This window comes from Mycobacterium palustre, assembly GCF_002101785.1.
In the GTDB taxonomy this organism is placed as follows: Bacteria; Actinomycetota; Actinomycetes; order Mycobacteriales; family Mycobacteriaceae; genus Mycobacterium; species Mycobacterium palustre.
Genome location: NZ_LQPJ01000136.1, coordinates 14,481 through 27,744, shown reverse-complemented (window position 1 = coordinate 27,744; position 13,264 = coordinate 14,481). Strand labels below are relative to the sequence as shown.

The window sequence follows — 13,264 nt, the reverse complement described above, 5'->3', positions numbered from 1 at the left end:
GGAAAGGCGGGAAGTCGGTATGGCTGACATCACCGAGCTGATCCTCGCCGACCACAATTGGTTTCGCGAGCAGTTCGCCCGGCTGGACTACCTGCAGGCTCAGACGCCGATCAACCTCTCCGCCGTCGAGCGGGTGTGGCGCCCGCTGGCCGACAAGCTCGACGTCCACGCCTACATCGAAGAGCAGATCTTCTACCCCCAGCTGTTGAAGCGCGGCGCCGACGACCCCGAGGGCGAGACCCTCGATGCCATCGGTGACCACAACGACATTCGCGACGGGGTGCGCGACGCCAATGCGGCCCGGACCGGCAGCGACGAATGGTGGGCGGCGGTCGGCCGCACCCGGGTGGCCAACGATGACCACATGGGCGAAGAGGAACGCGAGGGGCTTTCCGACTTCCGCCGCAACGCCCCCATCGGGCTTCGGGAGGCGCTCGGGCGTCAGTACGGCGAATTCATGGCCCGCCACCCCACCGCCAAGGGGTTGCCCATCGTCGACCGAGACCCCGAGCGCTACGTCGAGAACGTCGAGGACGTGGAAAGCCCCGCCCCGCCGCCGAAACGCACCGACTTCTCGCTCCGCATAGGCAGCCTGAAAGGCCAGTGAGCCGCGGCGGGTGGTTAACTGCCAGCGTGCGACGAGAACCGGGTTTGGCGCGACGCTTCTTCGATCGATTCGAGCCGGTGCACGCGGTGACATATTTCGCGCCGGAGGCGCGGGCCGCGTTGGACGGCCTCGGCTATCGGGGCTTTTGGATGGGCTACTTCGCCGCCCGATCGGCGCCGCTGGGCATGGTGCCGCGCGAGGTGGTGGCCGCGATCTTCTACAACTTCGCGCCCGAGCGCGTCGCCAAGGCGCTGCCGGCCGCGTGGGAGATCGCCGGCCCCGAGGCGGCGTTGCGCGCCCGCCAGGAATCCGCGGTGGCGGCGCTGCGCCGCTACGGCATCGAGGCGGACGAGAACGTCGCCGTGGCAGGCGAACTGGCGGGCAGGGCGGCGCGCGGGGCGCCGCTGGACGGGCGACCGTTGTTCGCCGCGAACCTGGCGCTGCCCTGGCCGGACGAACCGCTGGCGGCGTTGTGGCACGCGGCGACGCTGTTGCGCGAGCAGCGCGGTGACGCGCACGTGGCCGTCCTGGCCGCGGCCGGCATCTCGGGTCGAGAGTCCAATGTGCTGCACGCGGCGGCCGGCCGGATCCCGCGTGACTACATCGCCCGCACCCGCGACTACGACGACGCGGCGTGGCGCCACCACGAGCGCCGGCTGGCCGAACGGGGGCTGCTCGACGGCGACGGCACGCTCACCGCGGCCGGGCGGGAATTGAAGGCCCGCATCGAATCGGACACCGACGCGCTGGCGCTGTCGGGGCTTGACACGCTCAGCGACGACGAGGTGGAAACGCTGTTCCAGGCGCTGACCCCGATCACCAGGGCAGTCGTCGCCGGCGGCGACGTCCCCGCCGTCACACCGATGGACCTGCGTCGCGACGACCTACACGACGGCAGCGCGCATTTGGGCGGTCGCTAGCCAGGCCCCCTGCCGCAGCGCTCAGGCGCGACCGGGCGCCGCGCTGACCGGTTGCGCCGCAACGTAATCCATCGGTGGGCCGTCGCCGTTGGACGAGCCGCGGTCGGCGACCGCCGTGGCCAGCGCCGTGCCGTCCTGGATCGTCCCCACGATGTCCACCTGTTCGTTGACCGTGAAACGCGAAGCGGCGGAAGCGGGTTGGCTGCCGTCGCGGGAGATGACGGCGGTGTTCGGGGTCACCAGGTAGGTCTGGGTGTAGCCGTTGGCGCTGCGCGCGGTGACCGAATCGGCCGAGACGGCGACCACGGTGCCCTGTTGACGCAGCGGCTGCGAGATCGGCGGAGACCCCACAGTCGCCTCAACGGTTGGCTTTTCGGGCTCGACGTACGCGAACAGCCCCGCCAAGCTGGCCACGCCCAGCAGCGAGGCCGAAACGATTTCGCACGCCAACGACACGCCGGACATGCTGCGCCGCGCGGTCCGACTCGTCGGGGGCCGGCTTTGCTCACCGGCTTCGCACAAGCGGTGCTTTGCGCCCACGGTAGGTCCTCCCTGCGGTTTTGCTACGACGGCTGTCGCCGCGTACCGAATCAGGTCGTTGCTCGTGGTTACCCGCAGGGATGCGCCGGTAAACCGCGCCCGCAGCGCGGCGCGTTCCGGCCGCCGGTCAGGGCCGGGTCGTCAGCCCTTGGCCAGGGTGAATTGCGCGACGTCGGTGTAGCCCTCGCGGAACAGGTCGGCGCAACCGGTCAGATACTTCATGTACCGGTCGTAGACCTCCTGGGACTGAATCGCGATGGCCTCGTCGCGCCGTGACTCGAGCGCGGCGGCCCAGGTGTCCAGGGTGCGGGCGTAATGCGGTCGCAGCTGCTGGACGCGCTCGACGGTGAAGCCCGCCCGCGCGGCGTGCTCCTGCACGGACCTGGCGTTGGGCAGGTCCCCGCCCGGGAAGATCTCGTCCATGATGAATTTCATGAACCGGATCTTGGTCATGGTTATGGGCAGCCCGCGCTCGGCGAATTCCTCGCCGCTGGGCTTGATGATGGTGTGCAGCAACATGATTCCGTCGGCCGGCAGCGCCTGGTAAGCCATCTTGAAGAAGTCGTCGTAGCGGTCGCGCCCGAAGTGCTCGAAGGCGCCGATCGACACGATGCGGTCGACTTTCTCGCCGAACTGCTCCCAGCCCCGCAACAGCACGCGCTTGCTTCGCGGCGACGGGTGCTGCTCGAGACGTTGCCGGACGTGCGCCTGCTGGTTGCGGCTCAGCGTCAGCCCGACGACGTTGACGTCGTAGCGCTCGAGCGCGCGCACGATCGTGGTGCCCCACCCGCAGCCGATGTCCAGCAGCGTCATGCCGGGTTGTAGCCCGAGCTTGCCCAGCGACAGGTCGATCTTGGCGATCTGCGCCTCTTCCAGCGTCATGTCGTCGCGGTCAAAGTAGGCGCAGCTATAGGTGCGGGTCGGGTCCAGGAAAAGCTTGAAGAACTCGTCGGAGAGGTCGTAGTGCGCCTGAACGTCGTCGAAATGCGGCTCCAAGCTGACGGTTTCGCTGCGGTTTTCGGGCACGGCACTACCTCTGACGTTGGCTTTCACGGGCTCAGCGGCGTGTGATCAAAACCGCTCGATACTTGATGGCCCACCAGTGTATCGGCCGGTCAGCGGCCCCAGCCGGCCGCTGCCGAATTCGGGGCGTTCTTTCGCGTGTAGCGGGCCCCCGCTGTGGCTAAAGGGAGATAGGAGCCGTGTCGGCCAAACGACACGGCCGCGACGAACAAGGGGCGATGCCATGGAACCGATATCGCCGACGGATGCGCTGTTCCTCGTCGGGGAGTCACGCGAACACCCGATGCACGTGGGATCGCTGCAACTGTTCGAGCCTCCCGAGGACGCGGGGCCACATTTCGTCCGCGACTCCTACCAGGCGATGCTCGAGTGCACCGACGTGCAACCGTCGTTTCGCAAGCACCCCGCCTTCTTCGGCGGCGTCACCAACGTCGCGTGGTCGTTCGACAAGGACGTCGAACTCGACTACCACCTGCGCCGCTCGGCGCTGCCCGAGCCCGGGCGCGTGCGGGACCTGCTCGAACTGGCTTCCCGCTTACACGGCAGCCTGCTGGACCGGCACCGCCCGCTGTGGGAAGCCCACCTCGTGGAGGGCCTGCAGGACGGGCGGTATGCGGTCTACACGAAATACCATCACTCCCTCATGGACGGGGTCTCGGCGCTGCGGCTGATGCAACGCGCCTTCACGTCCGACCCCGATGACGACGAGGTGCGGGTTCCGTGGAGCCTCGGCCCGCGCAAGGGCCCGTCGCTGTTCGGCCGGGTCGGCCGCACGGCGGGATCGGCGCTCGCGATGGCACCGTCCACGCTGAAGCTGGCGCGGGCCGCGCTGCTCGAACAACAGCTGACCCTGCCGTTTCGGGCGCCGCGCACTATGTTCAACGTCCGGATCGGCGGGGCCCGGCGGGTGGCCGCCCAGTCGTGGTCGCTGGACCGCGTCAAGGCGGTCAAGTCGGCGGCCGGGATGACGGTCAACGACGTGGTGCTCGCCATGTCGTCCGGAGCGCTGCGGGCCTACCTGATCGAGCAGAACGCCCTGCCGGAAGCCCCGCTGACCGCGATGGTGCCGGTCAACCTCCGCAAGAGCGACGACGACGGCGGCGGCAACCTGGTCGGCACCTTCCTGTGCAACCTGGCGACCGACCTCGACGACCCGGCGAAGCGGCTCGAGATCATCAGCACCTCGATCCGCGACACCAAGGAGATCTTCCAGCAGCTGCCGCCGGTTCAACAGCTGGCCTCGTCGGCGTTCAACATCGGCGGGCTTTTCTTGGGGCTGATCCCCGGCTACCTGTCGACCGCGGCGCCGCCGTTCAACATCGTCATCTCGAACGTCTCCGCCGGCCGGTCCGAGCCGCTGTACTGGCGCGGCGCGCGCCTGGACGGCAACTACCCGCTGTCCATCGCGCTGGAGGGCCAGGCGGTCAACATCACCGTGACCGGCAACGCCAACAACCTCGACTTCGGGATCGTCGGTTGCCGTCGCAGCGTCCCGCACCTGCAGCGGATGCTGGGCCACCTGGAGACGTCGCTGAAGGACCTCGAGCGCGCAGTCGGCGTGTGAGGTGTCACCCCGGCCGATCGGGGCGAGCGGCGTAGTCCAGACACACCGTGGTGCCGTCCGGGCGCGCGTTGATGGTGCAGTGGTCGGCGAGCGCGTGCATCAGCATGATGCCGCGCGAGGCCATCGGGTCGGAGGGCCTACCGGGCGACGGCCGATGCCAGGTTCCGCGGTCGCTGACGCACACGCTGATCGACTGGGCGGCCGGGTCGTGGCTGGCCTGAAGCCTCATCGTGCCGACCGTGCGGTGGGTGCGGTAGGCGTGCTCCACGCAATTGGCCAGCGCTTCGTTGGCGCACAGGGCGATGTCCTCGCGAATGTCGGCGGGCGCTTCGGTCACCTCTTCGAGCCACCGCTGCAGGACGCGACGCAGCTCCGACGCGGTCGCGGCGTCGGCGACGCCGGCGCAGGTCAGCTGGGCGGCTCCGGCGGCCATCGGTGCTTCGGCAGGCATGAAGGCGGCATACCCGGTCGCGGTGGGGTCGCTAACGTGTTCGGCCGTCTCGCTTTGGACACGGACGTGCGCGCCCACAATCGCACTGCGTCAATGATCGTGGCGGGACGCGGGTCACCGACGGTTGGCGAAGTACTTCTTGTAGTTCTCCGCCGCTGCGCGCAGGTTCGGGTCCGCCGAAAATTTCGGTTCAAACTTCGCCCAGGCCGCCTCGCGCTTGGCGGGGATGTACTCCGTCGGCCAGTACGGGTGCTCCTGAGGGCGGTAGTCACGAAGCACGCGGCGCGCCACGGTGGCCTTGTGCACCTCGTCGGCGCCGTCGGCGAGCCCCATCGTCGGCGCACCCGCGTACATCGCCTGCAACGGGGTCAGATCCGTCGTGCCGAGCGACCCCAGGATGTGCAGGGCGTTGAACGATACCTCCCGCAGCACCTTGGCCATTGTGAACTTGACCGTCGCGATGTCGGTGCGGGCGTCCTTGGTGCTGGAATTGTCGATTTTCCAAGCGGTTTCGAGCACCAGCAGCCGCAGCATGCGGATCGCGGCGTACGAATCGGCGATCTTCTCCTGCACCATCTGATGTTCGGCGATGACTTTGCCGTGCGACTCGCGCGACAGCGCCCGCTCGCACATCATGTCGAAGGCCAGCTTGCATTGGGCGATGGTGCGCATCGCGTGGTGGATGCGTCCGCCGCCCAGGCGGCGCTGGGCCAGCGTTTTCGCCCCGTCCTCCGGACCGAGCAAGTGGTCGAGCGGAACCCGCACGTCGCGGTAGATGATGTGATTGTGGTTGCGCGGCTCCGGTTGGATTTCCACGCCGGGCGTTTTCCGTGGGACGACGAACATGCCGTTGGTGCACATCACGAAGAGGATGTCTGCCACCCGGCCGGCCGAGGTGAACCATTTCTCGCCGTTGATGACCCACTCATCGCCGTCCCGCACTGCGCGGGTCCGGAAGAGGTTGGGGTCGGACCCGCCCTGCGGTTCGGTCATCGAGTACGCCGAGAAGATGTCCTGGTTCAGTAGCGGCCGCAGCCAACGCTCCTTCTGCTCCTCGGTGCCGTAGGCCGCGAGCATCTCGATGTTGCCGGTATCGGGGGCGGCCGCGCCGAACACCTGCGGCGCCGACGGGTAGCGGCCGATCACCTCGTTCAGCAGCGCCAGCTTGAGCTGCCCGAACCCGGGGCCGCCCAGTTCCTTGTCGAGGAAGATCGCCCAGAGGCCCTGGTCCTTGATTTGTTGCTGCAGGCCGCGGACGTAGGCCTTGACGGTCGGGTCGGGCGAGCGGACCGCGTAGGGAAAGACGTACTCGAGGGGCTCGATCTCCTCCCGGCAGAACGCCTCAACCCAGTCGAGCTTCTCCTGGAAATCCGGTTCGGTCGAGAAGTCCCACGCCACTTTGAGTCTCCGTTCCTCGGCCCGGACTGTGCCTACAGGACTACATCATCCGACACCGTCCGATTCCGTCGGCCGTTGGATCAAAGCGAGGCGGCGCGTTTAGGTCGCGCTGATTTGAACCACGGACAAGACTGCTGTCATGCGAGCGGACATCGACGTGGTGCGGCCGGCGGCGGCAGACGACGCTGCGGCATGCGTGGCGATTTACCGGCCCTACGTCGAGGACACGGCGATCAGTTGGGAGGTCGACGTGCCGAGCGCAGACGAGATGGCCGCGCGCATCGGCGCCGCCCGTGAAGCCCACGAATGGCTCGTCGTGGAGCGAGGCGGGCGGGTCATCGGGTTCGCCTACGCGCACGCGCTGATTCGCCTGCCGTCTTTCCGATGGTCGGCCGAGACCGGGATTTACGTGCACGTCGACCATCACCGCGCCGGCTGCGGGCGCGCCCTGTACTCGCGGCTACTGCGCCGGCTCGCCGAGCGGGGCTACCGCCGAGCGTTCGCCGGCATCACCCAGCCCAACGAGGCGAGCAATGAATTTCATCGATCCTTCGGTTTCGTCGATGCCGGCCTGTACCGCCGGGTCGAATGGAAGCACGACAGCTGGCACGACGTCGCCTGGATGCAGCTCGACCTGCTCGGCGCCGAAGGTCCCGACGGACCGCCCGGCCGGATCATCTGACCCGGCCAGGCATATCCAATCAGCGTTCCAACGTCGTTGCGCGGCAGCGACGTTCAGAGCGACCTTAGGGTCGGGTCAGCGACCGCCGCCGGCGCCGCCACCAACCGCGCGGCCGCCGCCGGCACCGCCGCCCACCGCTTTGCCGCCGCCCGCGCCACCGCCGAACAACCGACCACCGCCAGCACCGCCACCATTCATCGACATGGTTCTCCTCAGGAAAAGGTCACGTGCCGCCTCCCAACGAGGCGACACTGGATGACGGGGCGAGCCTACTGCCGCCGTGGGGCTCCCCCATAGCGATGTATCTCGTTGGTCAACAAGAGTTCGACAATGAGTTACGCAATGGTGTACGCGGCTACCCGAACGGGTGTGACCGGCGCGGCCGGACAACGGGTGTCACCAGCTCGCCGCTGTCGAGGTAGCTGTCCAGGTTGCGGATCGCCAGCAGCGCCATCGCCCGGCGGGTCCTAGCGGTTGCGCTGCCGATGTGCGGGAACAGCACCACGTTGTCCAACGCGAGCAGTTCTGCCGGCACATGCGGCTCGTCGACGAACACGTCGAGTCCCGCTCCGGCCAGCGCGCCGCCCGCCAGCAGCTCCACCAGCGCCTCCTGGTCCACGACGCTGCCCCGCGCGATGTTGATCAGGTAACCGTCGGGGCCCAGTGCCTCGAGGACGGCGCGGTCGACCAGCTTGTGATTCCGGTGGTCGCCCGTCGTGGCGACCACCAGCACATCGACCGATTCGGCCAACTCCGCAGGGGACTGCGCGTAGCGGTACGGCGATCCGTCGATCCGATGACGGTTGTGATACGCGATGGCACAGTCGAAGCCGAGCAGCCTGGTGGCGATCGCCGAACCGATGCGGCCCAGCCCGAGGATGCCGACCTGGAGGCCGCTGACGTCCCTGGCGTAAGGGAACTGGCCGTCGCGGGCCCAGCGACCCTCCCGCACGTAGCGGTCGGCGGCGCCGAAGCGGCGCAGGGTCATCAGGATCAGGCCGAGGGCCGTGTCGGCCACGGTGTCCGACAGCACGTCGGGGGTGTTGCTCACGCCGATACCGCGGCGCTTCGCCGCTTCCACGTCGATGGCGTCCACCCCGGCCCCGCTGTTGACGATCGCCTCCAGGTTCGGCAACGCGGCGATGGTCGTGGCGTCGACGCCCGGGTGGCCCGAGGTCACCACCACGCGAACGTCGGCAGCGTGCTCGGCGAGGAAGGCGGCGCGCTGGGGACCGTCGGGAAGCGCGGGGATGTCGTACCGCGCGGCCAGCTCTGCGGCGAAAGTGGGTTCCAGGTTGCCGATCCGCAGCACGGCGTCGGTCTTCGCTCCCGTCACGCGTCCATCATCTCCTGCCCACCGCGACGGTGTCGCGATGGCCTTTCAGTCAAAAGCCGGGCGGTACAAGGGAAGCAATGGCCGGGCCGCGCGGTTGAATGCGGGGTGCGCATTGGTGTCGTGTTTCCGCAGACCGAGCTTGGCGGCGATCCAGGAGCCGTACGCGCGTATGGCCGGCGTGTCGAAGAACTCGGGTTCACCCACATCCTCGCCTACGACCATGTAGTGGGCGCCGACCCGGCGGTGCACCGGGGCTGGCAAGGCTTCTACGACATCGGCTCGACGTTTCATGAGCCGTTCGTCATGTTCGGTTACCTGGCCGCGGTGACCTCACTCGAACTGGTCACCGGCGTCATCATTTTGCCGCAGCGGCAGGCGGTGCTGGTGGCCAAGCAGGCCGCGGAGGTGGATCTGCTCACCGGCGGGCGGTTTCGGCTCGGCGTCGGGCTGGGTTGGAACGCCGTCGAGTACGAGGCCCTCGGCGAGACGTTCACCAACCGCGGCAGGCGCTCGGAGGAGCAGGTCGAGGTCATGCGCAAGCTGTGGACCGAACCGTCGGTCACCTTCAACGGCAAGTACCACACCGTGACCGGTGCGGGCCTGGCCCCGATGCCCGTCCAGCGGCCCATCCCGGTGTGGTTCGGTGCGGCTTCGGACCGCGCCTACGAACGCGCCGGGCGGCTCGGCGACGGCTGGTTCCCCATGGTGGAGCCCGGACCGGGCCTCGACCATGCGCGCACGCAGGTGCAGCGCGCGGCGGAGGCTGCGGGCCGGGACGCCGGTACCTTGGGGATGGAAGGGCGCATCAGCTGGACCGGTGATCCGGACAAGGCGGCCGCCGACATCGCCGCCTGGAAGGCCGCCGGGGCCACCCATCTGTCGGTCAACACCATGAAGGCGGGCCTGGCGACCGTCGATGATCACCTGGCCGCGTTGGAGCGCGTCGCCGCCGACCTGAAATAGTCAGCCCGCCAACCGGTTTCAGAAGACCGCGAACCAGATCGCGACGTATTGGCAGATCGCCGCGATCGCGGTGCACGCGTGAAAGATCTCGTGATAACCGAACGTCGTCGGCCACGGGTCGGGCCGGCGCAGCCCGTAGAACACCGCGCCGAGGCTGTACAGCGCGCCGCCCACCGCCAGCAGCACCGTCGCGGTCAAACCGGCGTTGTGCACGATCATCCGGGTGTACCAGACCGCCACCCAGCCCAGCAGCAGGTAGAGCGTCACGTTCAGCCAGCGCGGGGCGGTCGGCCAAAACAGTGTCAGCGCGATCCCGGCCAGCGCGCCGCCCCAGACGAGGGCGAGCACCACGTGCCCCGTTCCGCGGGGCATGTTCAACCTGACGAAGGGCGTGTAGGTGCCGGCGATGAGGACGAAGATCATCGAGTGGTCGAGACGCCGCATCCAGTTCCTGAAGACGTCCGATTCCCAGTGCACGCGGTGATAGGTGGCGCTCACGGCGAACATCGCCACGATGGCCAGGGCATAGGTCAGCGTCGAGTGGCCCGCCCGCTTGGATGCCTCCGCCCACGACACCGCGACCAGGGGCGCGCCAGCCAGCAGGGCCGCGACGGCGCAATACTGGTGGATCCAACCGCGCAGCCGCGGCTTGGCGGAAACGGCGACGGCGCCGCCGACGAACTGTCCACCGTCGTCGGGCGTCGCGACCGGCCCGAAAGGCTTGCCCCGCACGGCCATCTCGGCTCGATAGCTCAACGTTCCCCCCAAGCATGTGGATCGCCGTTAAGTGCTTTGGCTCCAAGAGATTTCGGTCCTGACTTAAGGATCGCGCCACTGGATGGGCGGTCGCTATGCCAAGCCTATGAATCAACTGTACGCCAGCCGGCTCGACTGGGGGGTTTCGAAGCCCGCGATACGGGAGATCCTAAGACGAAAGCCACTAGACGCTCGGAGGAATTCGCGTGGACCAGCAAGTCAACATCGACCCACCGGCGGCGCCCGTGGACGCGCGGAAAGCGACCGAGGAGCAGCGCGTCCTGCAGGAGGAGCTGGAACACCAGGACGACGAGCGGGATGCACCGGGTTTGCACCAGTCCCGCCACGACGTCGCCGACGAATCTACGCGTTAGACCGCTGGCGCCTGTCGGACATTCAAAGGCCGCACAGGCAGTTTCGGCGGCGGACGCCGGCGCATCAGGGATGCGGCCACCACGAGCGCGGTCAGCAGCAGCGCGGCCACGAACGTCACCGTCGCCGGCCACCCCCCGACGCCGTACACCAGCCCGCCGAGCGCGCCCGCAGCCGAGCTACCGAGGTAGTAGCTGAACAGGTACAACGCCGATGCCCCGCCGCGGTTGCGGCCGGCCGCGGCGCCCACCCAGCTGCTGGCCACGGTGTGCGCGGCGAAAAAGCCGGCGGTGAACACCGCGACACCGATCACGACCGTTACCACCGCCTGCGGCACGGTCATCAGCAGGCCTACCATCGTGATCGGCAACGCGCCGCCCAGCACGAACGCCCGGCCCCTGCGGTCGGCCAACCGCCCGGCCACGGTGGAGGACACGGTTCCCGCCAGATAGAGCAGGAACAACATTCCGGCGACCGACGACGCCAGTCCGAAGGGGCGCGCGATCAGCCGATATCCCATGTAGTTGTACACCGTCACAAACCCGCCCATCAGCGTGAACCCTAGGGTGAAAAGCCTGCATAGCAACGGGTTTCGCAGGTGGGCGACGAGCCCGCGCCAGGTGGTCCGCAGGCCCGCCTTCTTCGGGGCGAAGCCCCGGGACCTGGGTACGAACGCGGCGAACGCCACCGTGGCGGCCAGGGTCGTCGCCGAGCAGGCGAGCAGCGCGACTTGCCAGCTGCTGACATCGACCACCAGGGAGGGGACGATCCGCCCCACCAGGCCGCCCACGGTCGTCCCGGCGATGTACCGTCCCATCGCGGAACCAAGCGACTCGGCGTGCACCTCCTCGGCCAGATACGCCATCGCGACGGCCGGAACGCCCGCCAGCGCCATGCCCTGCAATGCCCGCCCCACCAGCAGAACCTCGAGCGTCGGGCTGAGGGGCAGGAGCAACCCGATCGCGCTGGAAACCACCGCCGACGTGCACATCACCGTGACCCGCCCGAAGCGCTCGGAAAGCACGCTGGCCGGAACGATTGACAGCGCCAGCATCGCCGTGGTCACCGAGACCGTGAGCGCCGCGGCCGCCGGCGAGATGCGGTAATGCGCCGACAATTCGGGCAGCAACGCCTGGGTGCAGTACATCGCCGCGAAGCTCGCCAACCCCGCGCTGCACACCGCGGCGGTCACCCTCCGATACCCACTGCTGCCGGAGCGGTGCGCGGCCGCGGTCCGTTCGGAATCCATAGCGGCGATGCTTCGCGGCCCGCCCAAGGAACTGAAATGAATTATGAGCCTGATTCTCATGCATTTGCCGCATAAGCTGTGGTAGTGGGTTCGCACAGCGGTGACTACGAGTGGTTCATCACACTCGCCGAGCTACAACACGTCACCGCCGCTGCCGAACAGCTGCACGTCGCGCAGCCCACGCTCACGCGGATGTTGGCCCGCCTGGAGCGGCAGCTGGGGGCCTCCTTGTTCGAACGCCGCGGCAAGCGGCTGTCGCTCAACGCCTATGGCCGCATCTTCTACCGGCACGCGCGGCGCGCTCAGCTCGAACTCGATTCGGCCCGCCGCGCCATCGACGACCTGGCCAACCCCGCGGTGGGCGAGATGCGACTGGGTTTTTTGCGCTCGTTCGGCGCCAAGGTGGTCCCCCGGCTGATCGCCGACTTCACCAAGACATCCCCCCGCGTGGCGTTCGCGTTGAAGGAGGGCGCCGCGGAATGGATCGGCGATCTGGTGTCGTCCGGATCCCTCGACGTGGGCCTGGTGTCACCGCGGCCGATCAGGCCGACGTTGGCCTGGCGCAGCCTTTTCCGCCAGCGGCTCGGCATCGCCGTTCCTCCCGGCCACCGCCTGGCGGGCGCGGCGGCGGTTTCCATGAGGCAGCTTTCCGACGAGCCCTTCGTCGCCATGCACGCGGGCTTCGGCATGCGGCAGCTTCTCGACCAACTTTGCGCCGCAGCGCAATTCGAGCCGCGGATCGTCTTGGAATCGGCGAACCTGGCCACCACCGTCGGCCTGGTGGGCGCGGGACTGGGAATCAGTTTGATACCGATCGACGGCGGCCGAGACGCGTCGGGGATCGTCACGCTGCCGCTGGCCGATGCCGACGCCTACCGCGACGTCGGGATGATCTGGAACTCCACTCGGCCGCTGTCGCGCCCGGCCCGCGACTTCATCGCCTCCGCCGCGGCCGTCCAGCAATCCGATGACGGGAACGCGTGAGCGAGGCTATGGCGGACACCTAGGCGGCCGCCGTCCGCATGGTCGATACGGCCGTCACCTCGGAGTGCAGGTTGCCACAGGCATCGCATCGCACCTGGTACTCGAGCCTGTCATCGCCGCGCTCCAAAATTTGGTACTCGGCCCACGCCATGCAGCGCGGGCATCGCGCGTGACCACGCTCAACCGCCATGTCCATCTCCCCCTGCTCGACTGAGACTGCTAGGGGTACCCGTTCTGGGGCCGGTCGAATCATTCGATTGCGCGGCGGCCGTATTGCGTCGCGCGACCGATGCGTCAGCGCTTCGGGGGTGCCCACTTGTGACCTAAGAATTTCGTGTATTGCGGCTGTGGAATAGCGCTTTGCGTGACCGCGGCGGCCCGGCGCGACGGTTCGCGAGACACCTGGTGGCCCAGCGTAT

At 68.3% G+C, this 13,264-nt stretch carries 15 protein-coding genes; 7 read left to right on the top strand and 8 right to left on the bottom strand.

Annotated elements, in window-relative coordinates:
• Nucleotides 1–19 precede the first annotated feature (19 nt).
• Together AWC19_RS23310 and AWC19_RS23305 are read left to right on the top strand one after the other, a co-directional pair.
• On the top strand, nucleotides 20–607 hold the full coding sequence (locus AWC19_RS23310; protein WP_085080467.1) for a hemerythrin domain-containing protein: 588 nt from the start codon (nucleotides 20–22) through the stop codon (nucleotides 605–607).
• Between the two features lie 26 nt (nucleotides 608–633).
• Nucleotides 634–1,527, top strand: coding sequence for an SCO6745 family protein (locus AWC19_RS23305; protein WP_085080466.1), 894 nt, complete (start codon nucleotides 634–636; stop codon nucleotides 1,525–1,527).
• Between the two features lie 21 nt (nucleotides 1,528–1,548).
• Here AWC19_RS23305 and AWC19_RS23300 read toward each other — a convergent pair whose 3' ends face one another.
• Nucleotides 1,549–1,992, bottom strand: a complete 444-nt coding sequence (locus AWC19_RS23300) for a hypothetical protein (protein ID WP_372508684.1) — start codon at nucleotides 1,990–1,992, stop codon at nucleotides 1,549–1,551.
• A 216-nt stretch (nucleotides 1,993–2,208) separates the two neighbouring features.
• Nucleotides 2,209–3,093: a cyclopropane mycolic acid synthase family methyltransferase gene (locus AWC19_RS23295; RefSeq protein WP_085080464.1), complete on the bottom strand. Its 885-nt coding sequence runs from the start codon at nucleotides 3,091–3,093 to the stop codon at nucleotides 2,209–2,211.
• A gap of 220 nt (nucleotides 3,094–3,313) precedes the next feature.
• On the opposite strand from AWC19_RS23295, the gene AWC19_RS23290 reads away from it, so the two are divergent.
• On the top strand, nucleotides 3,314–4,654 hold the full coding sequence (locus AWC19_RS23290; RefSeq protein WP_085080463.1) for a WS/DGAT/MGAT family O-acyltransferase: 1,341 nt from the start codon (nucleotides 3,314–3,316) through the stop codon (nucleotides 4,652–4,654).
• A 4-nt stretch (nucleotides 4,655–4,658) separates the two neighbouring features.
• Here the strand turns inward: AWC19_RS23290 and AWC19_RS23285 are convergent, their stop codons facing one another.
• Nucleotides 4,659–5,105: an ATP-binding protein gene (locus AWC19_RS23285; protein ID WP_085080665.1), complete on the bottom strand. Its 447-nt coding sequence runs from the start codon at nucleotides 5,103–5,105 to the stop codon at nucleotides 4,659–4,661.
• A 114-nt stretch (nucleotides 5,106–5,219) separates the two neighbouring features.
• Entirely contained in the window at nucleotides 5,220–6,503 is a 1,284-nt protein-coding gene (locus AWC19_RS23280; RefSeq protein WP_085080462.1) for an acyl-CoA dehydrogenase family protein, read from the bottom strand.
• Between the two features lie 139 nt (nucleotides 6,504–6,642).
• Between AWC19_RS23280 and AWC19_RS23275 the strand changes: the two genes are divergently transcribed.
• Complete coding sequence (locus AWC19_RS23275) at nucleotides 6,643–7,185, top strand: GNAT family N-acetyltransferase (protein ID WP_142281373.1); 543 nt, start codon at nucleotides 6,643–6,645, stop codon at nucleotides 7,183–7,185.
• Between the two features lie 53 nt (nucleotides 7,186–7,238).
• Here the strand turns inward: AWC19_RS23275 and AWC19_RS23270 are convergent, their stop codons facing one another.
• Both AWC19_RS23270 and AWC19_RS23265 read right to left on the bottom strand, forming a co-directional pair.
• Nucleotides 7,239–7,379 carry a hypothetical protein gene (locus AWC19_RS23270; protein WP_158090931.1) on the bottom strand — a complete coding sequence of 47 codons (141 nt, stop codon included), beginning with the start codon at nucleotides 7,377–7,379 and terminating at the stop codon, nucleotides 7,239–7,241.
• A 161-nt stretch (nucleotides 7,380–7,540) separates the two neighbouring features.
• A complete protein-coding gene (locus AWC19_RS23265; RefSeq protein WP_085080461.1) occupies nucleotides 7,541–8,521 on the bottom strand; it encodes a 2-hydroxyacid dehydrogenase in 981 nt (326 codons plus the stop codon).
• A gap of 105 nt (nucleotides 8,522–8,626) precedes the next feature.
• On the opposite strand from AWC19_RS23265, the gene AWC19_RS23260 reads away from it, so the two are divergent.
• A complete protein-coding gene (locus AWC19_RS23260) occupies nucleotides 8,627–9,484 on the top strand; it encodes an LLM class F420-dependent oxidoreductase (protein WP_085080460.1) in 858 nt (285 codons plus the stop codon).
• Nucleotides 9,485–9,502: 18 nt separating this feature from the next.
• On the opposite strand, the gene trhA is transcribed toward AWC19_RS23260, so the two are convergent.
• Nucleotides 9,503–10,222 carry a PAQR family membrane homeostasis protein TrhA gene (gene trhA, locus AWC19_RS23255; protein WP_085080459.1) on the bottom strand — a complete coding sequence of 240 codons (720 nt, stop codon included), beginning with the start codon at nucleotides 10,220–10,222 and terminating at the stop codon, nucleotides 9,503–9,505.
• 224 nt (nucleotides 10,223–10,446) lie between these two features.
• On the opposite strand from trhA, the gene AWC19_RS29955 reads away from it, so the two are divergent.
• The gene (locus AWC19_RS29955) at nucleotides 10,447–10,614 is read left to right on the top strand and encodes a hypothetical protein (protein ID WP_169718145.1); all 168 of its coding nucleotides are present in this window, start codon (nucleotides 10,447–10,449) and stop codon (nucleotides 10,612–10,614) included.
• Here AWC19_RS29955 and AWC19_RS23250 read toward each other — a convergent pair.
• Nucleotides 10,611–11,861, bottom strand: coding sequence for an MFS transporter (locus tag AWC19_RS23250; protein ID WP_085080458.1), 1,251 nt, complete (start codon nucleotides 11,859–11,861; stop codon nucleotides 10,611–10,613). The genes AWC19_RS29955 and AWC19_RS23250 overlap by 4 nt on opposite strands.
• 84 nt (nucleotides 11,862–11,945) lie before the next feature.
• Here AWC19_RS23250 and AWC19_RS23245 point away from each other — a divergent pair, with 84 nt between their 5' ends.
• Nucleotides 11,946–12,845: a LysR family transcriptional regulator gene (locus AWC19_RS23245; protein WP_085080457.1), complete on the top strand. Its 900-nt coding sequence runs from the start codon at nucleotides 11,946–11,948 to the stop codon at nucleotides 12,843–12,845.
• The last annotated feature ends 419 nt before the right edge of the window (nucleotides 12,846–13,264 follow it).

Excerpts from the sequence above, each read along its gene's own strand:
- AWC19_RS23310 (WP_085080467.1), top strand. The coding sequence starts at position 20 with ATGGCTGACATCACCGAGCTGATCCTCGCCGACCACAATTGGTTTCGC.
- AWC19_RS23300 (WP_372508684.1), bottom strand. The coding sequence starts at position 1,992 with ATGTCCGGCGTGTCGTTGGCGTGCGAAATCGTTTCGGCCTCGCTGCTG.
- AWC19_RS23290 (WP_085080463.1), top strand. The coding sequence starts at position 3,314 with ATGGAACCGATATCGCCGACGGATGCGCTGTTCCTCGTCGGGGAGTCA.
- AWC19_RS23285 (WP_085080665.1), bottom strand. The coding sequence starts at position 5,105 with ATGCCTGCCGAAGCACCGATGGCCGCCGGAGCCGCCCAGCTGACCTGC.
- AWC19_RS23275 (WP_142281373.1), top strand. The coding sequence starts at position 6,643 with ATGCGAGCGGACATCGACGTGGTGCGGCCGGCGGCGGCAGACGACGCT.
- AWC19_RS23270 (WP_158090931.1), bottom strand. The coding sequence starts at position 7,379 with ATGGTGGCGGTGCTGGCGGTGGTCGGTTGTTCGGCGGTGGCGCGGGCG.
- trhA (WP_085080459.1), bottom strand. The coding sequence starts at position 10,222 with ATGGCCGTGCGGGGCAAGCCTTTCGGGCCGGTCGCGACGCCCGACGAC.
- AWC19_RS23250 (WP_085080458.1), bottom strand. The coding sequence starts at position 11,861 with ATGGATTCCGAACGGACCGCGGCCGCGCACCGCTCCGGCAGCAGTGGG.